Raw genomic sequence first — 15222 nt, 5'->3', positions numbered from 1 at the left:
TTCATTAATGCAGCCGCCGGAGATCGAGACAGTGTCGCCATCGGGGATCGCTTCCACCCTTCCGCTTTCGGGCTTTTCCGAGGTCGCGGATCGTTTCGATCTCTGCCTGTGCGACGTCTGGGGCGTGGTCCATAACGGCGTCGCCGCCTATCGCGATGCGGTCGCGGCGCTGATGCGGATGCGCGAGCGCGGTATCAGCGTCGTCCTCGTCACCAATGCGCCGCGACCGGCCGAGGTCATCGTCGGTCAGCTCGACAATTTCGCCGTGCCGCGCGAGGCCTGGGATGCCATCGTCACCTCCGGCGACGTCTGCCGCTCGCTGATCCGCGAGCGGGCGGGCGAGCCGATGTTCCGCCTCGGCCCCGATCGGGACCTGCCGCTGGTCGCCGGGCTCGACGTGCGCGAGACCGGGCCGAATGAGGCGGCCTATGTGCTCTGCACCGGCCTGTTCGACGACGAGAACGACACGGCGGCAACCTATGCCGACCTGCTTGCCGGTTTCGCCGCGCGCGGCCTGCCGCTGATCTGCGCCAATCCCGATCTCGTGGTCGAGCGCGGCGGGCGCATCATTCCCTGCGCCGGCTCGGTCGCGTTGGCCTATGAGGAGATCGGTGGACGGGTGGTCTATGCCGGCAAGCCGCATCGGCCGATTTACGAGGCGGCGGTGGCTGCCGCCGAAAAGGCGCGGGGAAGCGCGATCGCCCGCGACAGGATCTGCGCCGTGGGCGATGCGATCCGCACCGACATCGCCGGCGCCGACGCCTTCGGCGCAGCCGGCATCATGGTGCTGGCCGGCATCCACGCCCAGGATCTGATGGAAGCGTCATGGGATGAGCGTCACGGCTGGTTCGGCCGGCAGACGCATCGTCCGGCCTATGCGATGCCACATCTGGTCTGGTGAGGTGCCCTAAAGCATTTTCGAGCGAAGTGGATGCCGGTTCGCGTGAAGAAAATGCGATAGAACAAGGAGATAGAGCATTTCGCGGTTCGAAGAACGCAGAAATGCTCTATGCGGCGACGCAGACCGATTCGATCTTGGTCTTCAGCGTCTGCGCGTTGAACGGCTTGACGATGTAGTTGCTGACGCCGGCCTTCTTCGCCGCAACGACGTTCTCGGTCTTCGATTCGGCGGTGACGATGATGAACGGCGTTTCCGACAGCGCCGTTTCCTCGCGGACCTTCTGGAGCAGCTCGAAGCCGCTCATCGGCTCCATGTTCCAGTCGGAGATCACAAGGCCGTATTTCTTGTCGCGCATCTTCGAGATCGCGGCCGAGCCGTCCGAGGCATCGTCGACATTTTCGAAGCCGAGCTGCTTCAGCAGGTTGCGGATGATGCGGACCATCGTCTGGTAATCGTCGACGACGAGGATCGGCATGGACGGGTCGAGAGCCATTGCGATGCTCCAGGCATGACGGTCGCGGTGCCGGGACATACCAGCGCCGTGCCGCTCGTCCGAGTTGATAGCCGCAGCGCCTTGCGAACCGGTTAATTCGATGCCGAAGTGACGCAAGGGCAGAAGCGTGCGCCGCACCAAAGTTTAATTGCGTTGATGCTGCAGTTGCGAGATGCTTGGCCGGATCGCAGACAGGAGGGCGCAGGTCCGCGGGCCGCGCGTGATCCATGACCGTTCAGCCGATGCCCGGCGGGCTCTACACCGTCCACGCCTTCGAGGATCTGGCCATCGGCCAGAGCGAAAGCCTGATGCGGACCGTGATGGAGCGGGATGTCGCGCTCTTCGCCGAATTGTCCGGCGATGCCAATCCGATCCATCTCTGCGACCATTTCGCCGCCAACACCAAGTTCGGCCAGCGCATCGCCCATGGCATGCTGACCGCGAGCCTGATCTCCGCCTTGCTCGGCACGCGTTTGCCGGGGCCGGGTGCGGTCTATCTCTCGCAGACGCTGACCTTCCTGGCGCCGGTCAAGATCGGCGACGTGGTCACGGCCCGCGTCGAGGTCGTCGAACTCGTGGCAGAGCGCCGCCGGGCACGCTTCTTCTGCGAATGCCTCGTCGACGGCAAGGCCGTGATGGAAGGCGAGGCCTGGGTCGCGATGCCGCCGAAGCCGCGAGCCTGAGATCTTCCGTCCGCGCGCGGTCTTGACGCCTCGCCGGCCTTCGCCGCAAAGACGGTCATCGCCCGCGTTTCAGGGCAGGTGCACGTGGACGTTCCCGATTGATGCCATTCCAAGCCGATGCGCCTGACCGCCCCGAGCCGACGGCCGTGGTCCTCGACCTCGACAAGCCCACTCCCGAAGCCTTCCGCGGTGCCGTCCTGGCACTGGGCAATTTCGACGGCGTCCATCGCGGCCATGCCGAGCTTTCCCGTGTCGCCGGCGCCATGGCGCAGGATCTCGGCACGAAGCCGGCCGCCTTCACCTTCGAGCCGCATCCGCGCAGCGTCTTTCGCCCGGAAGAGCCGGTCTTCCGGTTGACCTCACCGCAGCTCAAGCTCGAGGGGCTGACGCAGGCGGGCTTTGCCCAGGTCTTCGTCCTGCCCTTCGACCGCGACATCGCGGCGATCCCTGCCGAAAGCTTCATCGACGACCTGCTGATCGGTCGGCTCGGCGCCGCCGGCCTCGTCTGCGGCTATGATTTCCATTTCGGCAAGGGCCGCACCGGATCGCCCGAGATGTTGCAGGCCCATGGCCTCGCCGCCGGCATTCCGGTTGCGGTCGTGCCGCCCTATTCCTGGCAGGGCGAGCCGGTCTCCTCGACGCTGATCCGCACGGCACTGGAGGCCGGGGATGTCGGGCGTGCCGCGACCTTCCTTGGTCGGCCGTGGCTGGTGCGCGGGCTCATTGCCCATGGCGACAAGCGCGGGCGCGAGCTCGGCTATCCCACCGCCAACATGCAGCTCGCCCGCGATTGCCGGCTGCGCCACGGCATCTATGCAGTCCGGATGAAGATCGACGGCGTCTGGCATGACGGCGTCGCGAGCTTCGGCCGCCGCCCGACCTTCGACGACGGCGCGCCGCGGCTGGAAACCTTCGTCTTCGATTTCTCCGGCGATCTCTATGGCGAGCGCGTCGATGTCGCCTTCGTCGACTGGCTGCGCGGCGAGGAGAAGTTCGACACGCTGGAAGCCCTGATCGTGCAAATGGACGCCGACAGCGCCCGTGCGCGCGACATTCTGGCGAATACGCCGCCCTTCCTTCCTTGAGCGCTGCCTGCTAGAAGCCCTCCATGCTCGCCAATCGCGCCTTGTCGATCGATCTTTCCCGGCGAATTACGGGCCCGGCTGCCGCCTCGCGCTAGATTAGGCGCGGGCGCTTGCGCAGTCCGGGTTGAAGACCGCTTTTCCCGTTTCAAGAGTGGACGCCCGAGGCCCATCGACCGGCCTGACGTCCCGACTGCCCGAGCCGGATGATGACCGACAAGACCAATACTGCCAAAGCCGCCGAGACCGCTGCCGACGGCGTCGATTATTCCCAGACGCTGTTCCTGCCGCAAACCGAGTTCCCGATGCGGGCCGGTCTGCCGCAGCGCGAGCCAGAGCTGCTCGCCCGCTGGGCCAAAATCGACCTTTATCGCAAGCTGCGCGAGGCCGGGCAGGGGCGGGACCGTTTCGTCCTGCATGACGGCCCTCCCTATGCCAACGGCAACATCCATATCGGCCATGCGCTGAACAAGGTGCTGAAGGACCTCGTCACGCGCTCGCAGCAGATGCTCGGCTATAATTCCAACTACGTGCCGGGCTGGGACTGCCACGGCCTGCCGATCGAGTGGAAGATCGAGGAGCAGTATCGCGCCAAGGGCCTGAACAAGGACGACGTCCCGGTCGTCGAGTTCCGCAAGGAATGCCGCTCCTTCGCCGAGCACTGGGTCGATGTCCAGCGCGAGGAGTTCAAGCGCCTGGGCGTCGAGGGCGACTGGGCCAACCCCTATCTGACCATGGCTTATCCGGCCGAGGCGCAGATTGCCCGCGAGATCATGAAATTCGCCGAGACCGGCCAGCTCTATCGCGGCTCCAAGCCGGTGATGTGGTCCGTGGTCGAGAAGACCGCGCTGGCCGAGGCCGAGGTCGAGTACGAGGAGCATGTCAGCGACACGATCTATGTGCCGTTCCCGGTGCTGAACGGCCCGGCCGCGCTCGCCGGTGCTGGTGTCGTGATCTGGACGACCACGCCCTGGACGATCCCGGGCAACCGCGCGATCTCGTTCCATAACAAGGTCGCCTATGGCCTCTACAAGGTGACGGCTGCGCCCGAGAACAACTGGGCCAAGGTCGGAGCCACCTATATCCTCGCCAAGAATCTCGCCGAGAGCGTCTTCAAGGCGGCCAAGGTCGAGGCCTTCGAGCTGGTCGCGGATGTCTCTGCCGATGATCTCGCGACGCTCACCACTGCCCATCCGCTGCGCGGCCGCGGCTATGATTTCGTCGTCCCGCTGCTCGACGGCGACCATGTCACCGATGATGCCGGTACCGGCTTCGTCCACACCGCGCCCAGCCACGGCCGCGAGGACTTCGACGTCTGGATGGCCAATGGCCGCCAGCTCACCGAGCGCGGCATCGAGACCCGCATCCCCTACACCGTCGATGCCGATGGCCGCTTCACCAAGGAGGCACCGGGCTTCGAGGGCGCGCAGGTCATCACCGACAAGGGCGACAAGGGCAATGCCAACGACGTCGTCATCAAGGCGCTGGTCGAGGCCGGCAACATCATCGCGCGCGGCCGTCTGAAGCATCAGTATCCGCATTCGTGGCGCTCGAAGAAGCCGGTGATCTTCCGCAACACGCCGCAATGGTTCATCGCGATGGACAAGCCGATCGGCGAGGCCGGCGCGCCGGATGCGGCCGATCCGCAGCCGGTCGCGGGCGGCAACACCGATACGCTGCGCAACCGCGCGCTCAAGGCGATCAAGGAGACCGAATGGGTTCCCGCCGCCGGCGAGAACCGCATCACCGGCATGATCGCCAACCGGCCGGACTGGGTCGTCTCGCGCCAGCGTGCCTGGGGCGTGCCGATCACCGTCTTCGTCGAGAAGGAGACCAAGGCGATCCTTGTCGATGCCAAGGTCAACGCCGCAATCGCCGAGGCCTTCGAGGCCGAGGGCGCGGATGCCTGGTTCACCGATCTGGACGGCGCCCGCTTCCTCAAGCCCTTCGGCTATGATCCGGCGCAGTACGAGCGCGTCACCGACGTGCTCGACGTCTGGTTCGATTCCGGCTCGACCCATGCCTTCACCCTGGAGAAGCGCGCCGATCTGCGCGCCCGTCGCCGCGGCGATGGTGGCAAGGATCGCGTGATGTATCTCGAAGGCTCGGACCAGCATCGCGGCTGGTTCCATTCGAGCCTGCTGGAGAGCTGCGGCACCCGCGGCCGGGCGCCCTACGACATCGTCCTGACCCATGGCTTCTGCCTGGACGAGAAGGGCGAGAAGATGTCGAAGTCCAAGGGTAACGTCACCGCTCCGCAGGACATCATCAAGGACTCGGGCGCCGACATCCTGCGCCTCTGGGTCGCGGCGGCCGATTATTCGGACGACCTTCGCATCGGCAAGGAGATCCTCAAGACCTTCGTCGAGACCTATCGCAAGCTGCGCAACACCATGCGCTGGATGCTCGGCACGCTCGCGCATTTCAGCGAGGATGTCCGCGTCTCCGATCCGCAGACCATGCCGGAGCTGGAGCGGCTGATGCTGCACCGGCTGGCCGAGCTGGGCCCGCAGGTCGAGGAGGCCTATCGCACCTACGACTACAAGAAGGTCGTGTTCCTGCTCTCGCAGTTCATGAACACCGAGCTCTCGGCCTTCTATTTCGACGTGCGCAAGGACGCACTTTATTGCGATCCGCTGTCGAGCCATGTCCGCAAGAGCGCGCTGACCGTTGTCGACCATCTCTTCCGGTGTCTCACAACCTGGCTCGCGCCGATCCTGGTCTTCACCGCCGAGGAAGCCTGGCTCGACCGCTATCCCGACCAGAAGGCGGGCGAGGGTTCGGTCCATCTCGAGCGCTTCGTCGCCGCACAGGCCGGCTGGCTCGATCCCGAACTGGCCGAGCGCTGGTCGAAGATCCGGCGCGTGCGCCGCGTCGTCACCGGCGCTCTCGAGCTTGAGCGCGCGGCCAAGCGCCTCGGCTCCTCGCTGGAAGCAGCGCCGCAGGTCTTCGTCTCCGACAGCGATCTTTATGCGGCCCTGTCGGGCGCCGATCTCGCCGAGATCAGCATCACCTCCGGCATCCGCGTCGAGAGCGGGGAGGGGCCGGCCGAGGCCTTCCGCCTCGCCGATGTGCCGGGCGTCGCGGTCGTGCCGCATCGCGCGGCCGGCATCAAATGCGCCCGCTCCTGGAAATATTTCGACCCGGCGAGCGCCGACAAGGCCTATCCCCAGGTGACGCCGCGCGATGCCAAGGCGCTCAAGGAGCTGGGAGTGCGCGCCTGATGACCTCCGCCCGCCGCCTTGGCCTATTGACGGTGCTGATCGTCTTCATCGCCGATCAGCTCCTGAAATGCTGGCTGCTCTATGGCGTCGGGCTGGCCGAGAACGGGCCGTACGATCTCGCCTCCTTCCTGACGATCGTGCTGGCCTGGAATCGCGGCATCTCCTATGGGCTGTTCCAGCAGGGCACCGATCTCGGCCGCTGGTTCCTCGTCGTCATCTCCTTCGTCGCGGCCGTCTGGCTCTGGCGCTGGATGTGGCGCGAGCCGCGGCGTTTTTCCGTGTTCAGCCTGGCGCTGATCATCGGCGGAGCGCTTGGAAACGGGGTCGATCGCGCGGTCTATGGCGCGGTCGTCGACTTCGTGCATTTCCATTGGGGCAGTTTCAGCTGGTATATCTTCAACATCGCCGATGTCGCGATCGTTGTCGGGGTGCTCGGTCTGCTGTATGAGTCTTTCCGCCCGAGCACAGAAAAAACAGCTTAACGACGGTTTCGCCATTGTTTTGCCGTTCGTCTGGGTTTCAGACATGGCGGGATTGTCCGAAGGGAGATTTGACATGGCCGGACGCATTCGCGTGGCTCATCTGCTGATCGCCGGCGGGCTTGTGCTTGCCGCTTCGCCGGCCTTCGCGCAGGACGGCATGCTGTTCAAGAATCTGATGGAAGGCATCATGGGCAAGGGCGACGGCGGCGATATCGATTATCGCGCCCGCGCGCCGCTGGTCGTTCCGCCGAATTCGACGCTGCCGCGTCCGCAGGAGGCGGCCAGCGAGCGCAATGCCGCTTGGCCGAACGATCCGGATGTCCAGCGCCGCAAGGACGAGGCCAACGCACTGCCTTACGTGTCGGCGCTTGGTCTGCAGAACAATCCGATCATGTCGCCGCAGGAGATCCGCCGCGGCCGGACCGCGGCGCGCCAGCCGACGGGGCCGATGGTCTCGGAAGAGCAGAATATGTACAACAACCAGATCAAGCCGATCCGCATCGGCCGCGAAATGGCTGCGCGTCAGAACCAGGTCGATCAGGACACGCTCGCCTATGGCTCCGAGCCGCCGCGCCGCACCCTGACCGAGCCGCCGGTCGGCTATCGTCGCCCATCCTCGTCGGCCGCGCTCGGCCCGGGCGAGCGTGGCCCGGTGGAGGACAAGCAGGCTGTCGGTGCGCGTGAATTCTCGACCGGGCGCGGCCCGGTGATGCAGTAGGCGGTACGGCATCGACGAAAGGCGCCCTGGCTCCGGCCTAATCGCCGCACCCGATTGCCCCTTGCCGAAGCAAGGGCGCCTGACCAAGTTGTCCAGAAGGGCGGGCGCGTCGCGCCCGCCCTTTTTTCGATCGAGGAGACGGCACCAGGTGAACATCCATGCGCAAGGGACCGACCTGGCGCAGCCGGTCGAATCGTTCCGGCTGGCCAACGGCCTCGATATCGTGGTGGTGAAGGACCGGCGCGCGCCGGTCGTCACCCACATGGTCTGGTATCGCAACGGCTCGGCCGACGATCCGGCCGGAAAGTCGGGCATCGCGCATTTCCTCGAGCACCTGATGTTCAAGGGCACGGAGCGCTGGCCGGCCGGCGAGTTCTCCAAGATCGTCGCCGGCTTCGGCGGCCAGGAGAACGCCTTCACCTCCTTCGACTACACTGCCTATTTCCAGCGCGTGCCGAAGGAACACCTGCGCGCGATGATGGATTACGAAGCCGACCGGATGACCGGCCTCTCCTTCGACGAGGGCGTGGTCGCGCCCGAGCGCGACGTGGTGCTGGAGGAGCGGCGCATGCGCGTCGATTCCGACCCGTCCGCCCAGCTCGGCGAGGAATTCTCCGCGACGCTGTTCTTCCATCATCCCTACGGCACGCCGATCATCGGCTGGGAGCACGAGATCGAGCGCCTGAGCCGGGATGACGCCTTCGCCTATTACCAGCGCTTCTACACGCCGGAGAACGCGATCCTGGTCGTCGCCGGCGATACCGATGCCGCCGAGGTTCGTCGCCTCGCGGAGGAAACCTATGGCAGGATCGCCGCGCGTGGCGCGGCGCCCGTCCGCTCCCGCCCGATCGAGCCGGAACCGCGCGCCTCGCGCCGCGTCCAGCTCAATGATCCGCGCGTGCAGCAGCCCTCGCTGCGTCGCGGCTGGCTGACCCCGACCTATACGGCCGGTGAGCGCGACGAGGTTCTGGCGCTCGAACTCGCAGCCGAGATCCTCGGCGGCGGCACGACCTCCCGGCTCTACCGCAAGCTCTGCGTCGAAGACGAATTGGCTGCCGGCGCCAACGCCTATTTCATGGCCTCGATGGTCGACCGTGCGGCGTTCCAGATCTCTGCCAGCCCACGCCCCGGCGTCGAGATGGCGGCGATGGAGGCCGGGCTCGATGCGGCACTCGCCGCCTTCCTGACTGACGGACCGACCGAGCTGGAACTGGCGCGGGCCCGCACGCGGCTGGTGGCGGAAACGGTCTTCGCGCGCGACAACCAGTCCTCGCTTGCCCGCATCTTCGGCTCGGCGCTGGCGGTGGGCGAGACCGTCGAGGATGTGCTCGCCTGGCCTCAGCGTATCGAGGCCGTCGGCCGCGAGGCGATCGTCGAGGCGGTGCGCCGCTACCTCAAACCTGATCGCAGCGTCACCGGCCTGCTGCTGCCGGCCTGACGCCGCCGTCTTATCGAACGGGCGGAAATCAGGTTCCGCCGACAGGAAGCGACATGAACGCCCCGATTCCGACGCCCAAGCTCAACACGGCCGGCCCCGCCATCGCCGTCCAGACGGTCCGGTCGCCCGGCGGCATCGAGGCCTGGCTGGTCGAGGAGCACAGCCTGCCGCTGATCGCGGTCGATTTCGCCTTCGATGGCGGGGCCAGCCGCGATCCCGAGAACGCCGCCGGCAGCGCCTATCTGATCTCCGGCCTGCTCGACGAAGGCGCCGGCGACCTCGACGCCGAGGCGTTCCAGGGCCGCATGGCCGACCATGCCATCAGCCTCGGCTTCGAAGCGCGCCGCGACGATTTCCACGGTTATCTGCAGACCCTCTCCACGCATCGCGACACGGCCTTCGATCTGCTCGGTCTGGCCCTCAACAAGCCGCGCTTCGATGCCGACGCCGTCGGCCGCGTCCGCGCCCAGGTCATCGCCGGGTTGCAGCGTCAGGCCAGGAACCCCGAGGTGATGTGCCGCAACGCGCTCTATGCCGCGGCTTTCCCGGGGCACCCATACAGCCGGCCCGAGAAGGGCGATATCGACAGCGTCTCCAAGCTGGAAGCTCTCGCGCTGAGGGCGTTGAGGCCGACGCTGCTCGATCGTGCCGGGCTTAAGGTCGTCGTCGTCGGGGACATCAGCGCGGCCGAACTTGCCGGGCGGCTCGATGCGCTGTTCGGTGATCTGCCCAAGGGCGAGGCACGGGCTCGCCCGGCGCAACCCCTGCCGATCCAGGGCCTCGGCCAGACCCATGTCATCGATCTCGACGTGCCGCAGACGGTGCTGCGCTTCGTCGCGCCGGGGCTGATGTGGGACGATCCGGATTTCATGACCGCGAGCGTGCTGAATCACATCCTCGGCGGCTCGGCCTTCACCTCGCGCCTCTTCATGGAGGTGCGCGAGAAGCGCGGGCTTGCCTATGGCGTCTCCTCAAGCCTGATGCCGATGCGCGAGAGCGCCATGCTGGTCGGCGGCACCGCCACGCGAAACGACCGCGCGGCGGAATCGATGAAGGTCATCCGCGAGGAAATGCTGAAGCTCGCCGAGGACGGCCCGACCGAGCACGAGGTCGAGGAGGCCAAGCGCTACATCATCGGCTCCTACCCGCTGCGCTTCGACACCTCGCCGAAGATTGCCGGGGAATTGCTGGCGCTGGCGCTGCGTGGCGATACGCCGGATTTCCTCGCTCGCCGCAACGGCCTCTTCGCGGCCGTGACGCTGGCCGATGTCAAGCGCGTCGCGCAGCGCCTGTTCGGCAAGCCCGAGCTGCTCGTCCAGGCGGTTGGCAAGCCCGTCGCACTGGTCTGAAATAGCCTCCTCTTCTGTCGATACGGATAGGTTCATGCCTCAGCAAAGCTTCGATCTCGCGCTCGAATCCAGGGTCGGCAAGGGCGGCATCCCCGATGGCGCCTTCGAGAAGGCTCTGGCCGATCTCAAACCGGCGCTGGCGAAGCTGCAGGCGCAGGCGAAGGACGGTTCCCTGCCGCTCCTCAAGCTGCCAAGCGACACCGCCGATCTCGGTCCGGTGAAGGCAGCAGCCGAGCGATTGAAATCCGGCGGCACCACCGATGTGCTGGTGCTCGGCACCGGCGGCTCCAGCTTGGGCGGCCAGACGCTGGCGCAGCTCACCGGCTATGGCATCGTCGGCCTGTCGCAGTTCACGCCCGGTCCGCATGTCCATTTCATCGACAATCTCGACCCGGCGACCTATGCGGCCCTGCTCGCGAAGCTCCCGCTCAAGACCACCAAATTCGTCGCCATCTCGAAATCGGGCGGCACCGGCGAGACTTTGCTGCAGTCGATCGCGGCGATCGAGGCTTTGCGTGGTGCGCATCTGACAGATCAGCAGATCGGCACGCATTTCGAAGGGCTTTCCGAGCCGGCCAAGCCCGGCAAGCTGCATCCCTTGCGCGCCTTGCTTGAACCCTTCGGCACGCCCTTCCTCGAGCATCACACCGATGTCGGCGGGCGCTATTCCGTGCTGACCAATTGCGGCCTGCTGCCGGCCGCCGTGCTCGGCCTCGATATCGAGGCGCTGAGGCTCGGCGCCAGCCGCGCGGTCGCGCCGCTCTTCGCCGGCAAGGATGTCCGCGAGACGCCGGCTGCGGTCGGCGCCGCGCTGCATCTCGCCGCCATGCGTTCGGGCAAGAACATCGCCGTGCTGATGCCCTATGCCGACAAGCTGGCTTTGCTCACGCGCTGGTGGATGCAGCTCTGGGCCGAAAGCCTCGGGAAGGACGGGAAGGGCACGCAGCCCGTCGGCGCGCTCGGCCCGGTCGACCAGCATTCGCAGCAGCAGCTTTATCTCGCCGGCCCGAAGGACAAGTTCTTCACCGTCATCACCACGAGCGTGAAGGGCAAGGGCCCGCAGATCGACGCTGCCCTGGCGGAAAAGATCGGGCAGGCCGATTTCGCCGGCAAGACCATTGGCGACCTCGTCGCGGCGCAGGGCATCGCGATGATCGACACCTTCGCCAAGAACGGTTGCGCAGTGCGTCGCTTCCATGTCGAGCGCATCGACGAGACCAGCCACGGCGAGATGCTGATGCATTTCATGCTGGAGACGATCCTGACCGGCTACGCCATGGGTGTGGATCCCTTCGATCAGCCGGCGGTGGAGGAAGCGAAGCTTCTCGCCAAGCGCTATCTTGCCGAAGGGCGCGCCTGAAAGCGCTTTCGATAGAGGCGCGTCATGCTCGGGCTTGACCCGAGCATCTCATGACATGAAGGCTCTGGAGCCTCTTTCGGAGAGAGATTCTCGGGTCTGCGCTGCGCTCCGCCCGAGAATGACGAGCCCTGTTTTCCGATGACCGCCAGAGCACCATGACCGTTCGCCGCCTCGATCCCGTCCTGGTCGACCGCATCGCCGCCGGTGAGGTGATCGAGCGGCCGGCTGCGGCCGTGAAGGAGTTGGTCGAGAACGCGATCGATGCCGGCGCACGGTCGATCGCCGTCACCATCCAGGGCGGCGGGCGCGAATTGATCCGCGTCGTCGACGACGGCGCCGGCATGACGCCGGAAGACCTCGAGCTCGCGGTCGACCGCCACGCCACCTCGAAGCTTCCCGACGGCGATCTCTTCGCCATCGACACGCTCGGCTTCCGCGGCGAGGCCTTGCCCTCGATCGGCTCGGTCGCAAGGCTCTCGATCGCGACGCGCCAGCCCGATGCCGCGCAGGGCTCCGGCCTCGTGGTCGAGGCGGGCGAGAAGGGCGTCGTTCGTCCCGTCGCCGCGGCGCCGGGCACGCGCATCGAGGTTTCGGATCTTTTCATCTTCACCCCGGCCCGCCTCAAATTCCTGAAGAGCGACCGCGCCGAGGCGCAGGCCGTCTCCGAGATGCTGCGCCGCCTCGCCATCGCCCATCCCGAGGTGCGTTTCTCGCTGGAAGGCGAGCATGTCAGCGCCTTCGACTGGTCGGCCGAGCCGATTGGCGAGGAGGGGTTGCTGCGCCGTCTCGGCCGTGCGCTTGGACGCGACTTCCCCGAGAACGCGCTGCGCATCGAGGCCGAGCGCGAGGGCTTCCGCATCTCCGGCTTTGCCGGTCTGCCGACCTTCCATCGCGGCACCTCTGCTGGCGTGCATCTGGCCGTCAACGGCCGCCCGGTGCGCGATAAATTGCTGCTTTCGGCGGTGCGCGGCGCCTATGCCGATGTCGTGCCCTCGGACCGGCATCCGGTGCTCTTTCTCGATGTCGGCTGCGATCCGCGCTCGGTCGACGTCAACGTCCACCCGGCCAAGAGCGAGGTGCGCTTCCGCGACCCCGCTCTGGTGCGCGGCCTCGTCGTTTCCGGCCTGAAGGCGGCGCTCGCCGCCGCCGGCCACCGCGCTACCACGACGGGCGGCGCCCGCACGCTCGATGCCTTCCGCGCCGTGCTCTCGATGGGCGGCGGCGGCAACGCGATCCCGCGCCCTAACTTCCCGCAGGCGCCGGGCTGGAACGCCGCGGCCTCAACCCCGGCGAGCGCGCCGCAATCCGGCTTCGCCGATTTCGCCGCATCCTCCGCCGACGCCCGCGCCCATCTCGCCGAGCCTTCGGCCGATGCGCTCGACCGGCCGCTCGGCGCCGCCCGCGCCCAGGTCCATGAGACCTATATCGTCGCCCAGACCCGCGAGGGCGTCGTCATCGTCGACCAGCACGCCGCCCATGAGCGCCTCGTCTATGAGCGCCTCAAGGCCGAGCGCGCCCGCAACGGCATCGCCCGCCAGCCCCTGCTTCTGCCGGAGGTGGTCGAGCTCGACCCCGTCGATGCCGACCGCCTGATCGCGGCGGGCGGCGAGCTCGAAAGCCTCGGCCTCGTGCTGGAATCCTTCGGCCCCGGCGCGGTGCTGGCGCGCGAGGCACCGAGCCAGCTCGCCGGCGGCAATCTCCAGCGGCTCGTCCGCGACGTCGCCGATGCGCTCGCCGAGCACGGCACGGCCGGCTCGCTGGAACGCCGGCTCGACCATGTTCTGGCGACGATGGCCTGCCACAACTCGGTCCGTGCCGGCCGTCGCATGCGCGCCGAGGAGATGGACGCATTGCTGCGCGAAATGGAGATCACGCCCAATTCCGGCCAGTGCAACCACGGCAGGCCGACCTATGTCGAACTGAAGCTCTCGGATATCGAGCGGCTGTTCGGGCGGCGGTGAAGGAGGAGCGTCTGCTTTCTACCCGTTGCAGACGCAAGGAAGATCGCGCACCAAATTCAAGGCTTATCTCTGGGGGTCCTGTTTGCCCGACGTTGAAGCCATCTTGAGACGGACACTTGGACAGGGAGTCCGACAATCCAAACTAGTGCAAGGCCGACCCAAACAGGACCAGTGTAGAAATTCACCGTCCAAAACAGTATCGCGAGGATCACAGGCATTGTGATAGCCATCGCAGGCATCACGTATTTTTGTTCGACGGCCATAAGCGCGATTATTTTTGCGAACAACTGTTTCATGAGATTTTGATACCGGGTATCTCTTGAATAGTGGTTAAATCACCCCCCTTGGATTGTCATAACATCGACTGAGACCGCAACCCGCGTTTTCCAATGTCCAACGTCGGCTCTCGACCCAGCCGGCCCCCCGCTCGGCTTCAACTTCACTTCAGCTTCGTCTTCATTGTCGGGAAATCGCGCCAGAACTGGCCGCTGCCTTTCCGGATAACCACGTCCTGCGGCAGGATTTCGAAGGGCGTGTGGGTCGACTGGGCACGCAGTTCGTCGAAGCGGGTGGCGAAATCGCTGCCCCTGAGCAGGTCGAACAGCTGCTCGAAGCGGTCGATGACGAAATAACTCGCCTGGAAATCGTCGATGTAATAGCCGGTGCGCAGCACGCGCTCGAGATTGAAGGCAAGGTGGTGGGCGGAGGGGTCGTCCACCACATATTTCGCCTCGCCGAAGGACGAGACGATGCCGGCGCCATAGATGCGAATGCCCTCGGGCTTGCGGATCAGCCCGAATTCGATGGTGTACCAGTTGAGGCGGGCGAGGAACTTCACCCCCCTTGGTCTCGACCGCGACAAGCCCGATGCGGCCGTACTCGTTCATGTAGTCGGCATAGGCGGGGTTGGTCAGCAGCGGCACGTGGCCGAAGACATCATGGAAGACGTCGGGCTCCTCCAGATAGTCGAGCTGCTCGCGGCTGCGGATGAAGGTGCCGGCCGGAAACTGGCGGTTGGCCAGCATCTGGAAGAAGGGGCGCGACGGGATGAGCCCCGGAACCGCCACGACCTCCCAGCCGGTGAGCCGCCGCAGCCGCTCGTTCATGCGCGCGAAATCCGGCACGCCGTCGGGGCCGATGCCGAGCGCTGCAAGGCCGTCGAGATATTCCTGGCAGACATGGCCCTTCAGGGTTCGCTGCTGGCGCTCGAACAATACACGCCAGATGGCGTGGTCCTCGGCGGTGTAGCGCTCCCAGCCCTGGTCGATGATGCAGTCCTCGACGGTCTGCGCGTTCAGAAGAGCATGTCCGGACATCGTTTTCGCTCCTGAGAGCTGGCCCCGGCTCCAGCTGCGAGGCTCCGTATCGCCACAACGCCCGACATAGGCTCGCAGATCCGGCAGTGCCGCAATTGAAGCTAGAATACGCCCTTGGCGGCTGGGCGCGAAGCGCACTTCCGGCCAGCCCCTACGGTGGCGCTTTCCGAAAACAAGCTTGCCGCGCCGCTTGAAGCGTGGCGAGCTTCGGAAGC

General features: G+C 66.2%; 12 protein-coding genes and 1 pseudogene. 10 read left to right on the top strand and 3 right to left on the bottom strand.

Going from position 1 to position 15222, the window contains the following annotated elements; all coding sequences use genetic code 11:
* Window positions 1-31: 31 nt before the first annotated feature.
* Complete coding sequence (locus tag AC1RLU_RS11320) at window positions 32-901, top strand: TIGR01459 family HAD-type hydrolase (RefSeq protein ID WP_248309252.1); 870 nt, start codon at window positions 32-34, stop codon at window positions 899-901.
* Between the two features lie 106 nt (window positions 902-1007).
* Here AC1RLU_RS11320 and AC1RLU_RS11315 read toward each other — a convergent pair whose 3' ends face one another.
* Entirely contained in the window at window positions 1008-1394 is a 387-nt protein-coding gene (locus AC1RLU_RS11315) for a response regulator (RefSeq protein ID WP_061964967.1), read from the bottom strand.
* A 227-nt stretch (window positions 1395-1621) separates the two neighbouring features.
* Here AC1RLU_RS11315 and AC1RLU_RS11310 point away from each other — a divergent pair, with 227 nt between their 5' ends.
* The 9 genes from AC1RLU_RS11310 to mutL all read left to right on the top strand — a co-directional run bounded on the left by AC1RLU_RS11310 (window position 1622) and on the right by mutL (window position 13691).
* Window positions 1622-2077 (top strand): MaoC family dehydratase, encoded by a 456-nt coding sequence (locus AC1RLU_RS11310; RefSeq protein WP_244511894.1) that lies wholly within the window; start codon window positions 1622-1624, stop codon window positions 2075-2077.
* Window positions 2078-2178: 101 nt separating this feature from the next.
* Complete coding sequence (locus AC1RLU_RS11305) at window positions 2179-3162, top strand: bifunctional riboflavin kinase/FAD synthetase (RefSeq protein WP_492795594.1); 984 nt, start codon at window positions 2179-2181, stop codon at window positions 3160-3162.
* Between the two features lie 206 nt (window positions 3163-3368).
* Window positions 3369-6383, top strand: coding sequence for an isoleucine--tRNA ligase (gene ileS / locus AC1RLU_RS11300; RefSeq protein ID WP_492795592.1), 3015 nt, complete (start codon window positions 3369-3371; stop codon window positions 6381-6383).
* Complete coding sequence (gene lspA, locus AC1RLU_RS11295; RefSeq protein WP_142114899.1) at window positions 6383-6865, top strand: signal peptidase II; 483 nt, start codon at window positions 6383-6385, stop codon at window positions 6863-6865. Before ileS ends, lspA begins: the two co-directional genes overlap by 1 nt.
* Before the next feature lie 73 nt (window positions 6866-6938).
* Window positions 6939-7583: a hypothetical protein gene (locus AC1RLU_RS11290; RefSeq protein ID WP_492795591.1), complete on the top strand. Its 645-nt coding sequence runs from the start codon at window positions 6939-6941 to the stop codon at window positions 7581-7583.
* A 148-nt stretch (window positions 7584-7731) separates the two neighbouring features.
* Window positions 7732-9021 (top strand): M16 family metallopeptidase, encoded by a 1290-nt coding sequence (locus AC1RLU_RS11285; protein ID WP_492795590.1) that lies wholly within the window; start codon window positions 7732-7734, stop codon window positions 9019-9021.
* A 53-nt stretch (window positions 9022-9074) separates the two neighbouring features.
* Window positions 9075-10370 carry a M16 family metallopeptidase gene (locus AC1RLU_RS11280; RefSeq protein WP_492795588.1) on the top strand — a complete coding sequence of 432 codons (1296 nt, stop codon included), beginning with the start codon at window positions 9075-9077 and terminating at the stop codon, window positions 10368-10370.
* 34 nt (window positions 10371-10404) lie between these two features.
* A complete protein-coding gene (locus AC1RLU_RS11275; RefSeq protein WP_492795586.1) occupies window positions 10405-11730 on the top strand; it encodes a phosphoglucose isomerase-related protein in 1326 nt (441 codons plus the stop codon).
* A gap of 155 nt (window positions 11731-11885) precedes the next feature.
* Entirely contained in the window at window positions 11886-13691 is a 1806-nt protein-coding gene (gene mutL / locus AC1RLU_RS11270) for a DNA mismatch repair endonuclease MutL (RefSeq protein ID WP_492795584.1), read from the top strand.
* A 439-nt stretch (window positions 13692-14130) separates the two neighbouring features.
* On the opposite strand, the gene AC1RLU_RS11265 is transcribed toward mutL, so the two are convergent.
* Together AC1RLU_RS11265 and AC1RLU_RS11260 are read right to left on the bottom strand one after the other, a co-directional pair.
* Window positions 14131-14529, bottom strand: a complete 399-nt coding sequence (locus AC1RLU_RS11265; protein ID WP_492795583.1) for a hypothetical protein — start codon at window positions 14527-14529, stop codon at window positions 14131-14133.
* A gap of 70 nt (window positions 14530-14599) precedes the next feature.
* Window positions 14600-15007, bottom strand: a pseudogene (locus AC1RLU_RS11260) (phenylalanine 4-monooxygenase); the annotation flags it as partial.
* Between the last annotated feature and the right edge of the window lie 215 nt (window positions 15008-15222).

The organism is Allobosea sp. GW822-FHT05A11 (assembly GCF_058800455.1).
Note: the sequence above shows the minus strand (reverse complement) of the source record. Positions and strands in the feature narration are given on the sequence as shown.

What these genes read in the sequence shown, in the direction of transcription:
- AC1RLU_RS11275 (WP_492795586.1), top strand. Translation starts at nt 10,405, where the DNA reads ATGCCTCAGCAAAGCTTCGATCTCGCGCTCGAATCCAGGGTCGGCAAG.
- AC1RLU_RS11310 (WP_244511894.1), top strand. Translation starts at nt 1,622, where the DNA reads ATGACCGTTCAGCCGATGCCCGGCGGGCTCTACACCGTCCACGCCTTC.
- ileS (WP_492795592.1), top strand. Translation starts at nt 3,369, where the DNA reads ATGACCGACAAGACCAATACTGCCAAAGCCGCCGAGACCGCTGCCGAC.
- AC1RLU_RS11290 (WP_492795591.1), top strand. Translation starts at nt 6,939, where the DNA reads ATGGCCGGACGCATTCGCGTGGCTCATCTGCTGATCGCCGGCGGGCTT.
- AC1RLU_RS11280 (WP_492795588.1), top strand. Translation starts at nt 9,075, where the DNA reads ATGAACGCCCCGATTCCGACGCCCAAGCTCAACACGGCCGGCCCCGCC.
- AC1RLU_RS11305 (WP_492795594.1), top strand. Translation starts at nt 2,179, where the DNA reads ATGCCATTCCAAGCCGATGCGCCTGACCGCCCCGAGCCGACGGCCGTG.
- lspA (WP_142114899.1), top strand. Translation starts at nt 6,383, where the DNA reads ATGACCTCCGCCCGCCGCCTTGGCCTATTGACGGTGCTGATCGTCTTC.
- AC1RLU_RS11315 (WP_061964967.1), bottom strand. Translation starts at nt 1,394, where the DNA reads ATGGCTCTCGACCCGTCCATGCCGATCCTCGTCGTCGACGATTACCAG.
- mutL (WP_492795584.1), top strand. Translation starts at nt 11,886, where the DNA reads ATGACCGTTCGCCGCCTCGATCCCGTCCTGGTCGACCGCATCGCCGCC.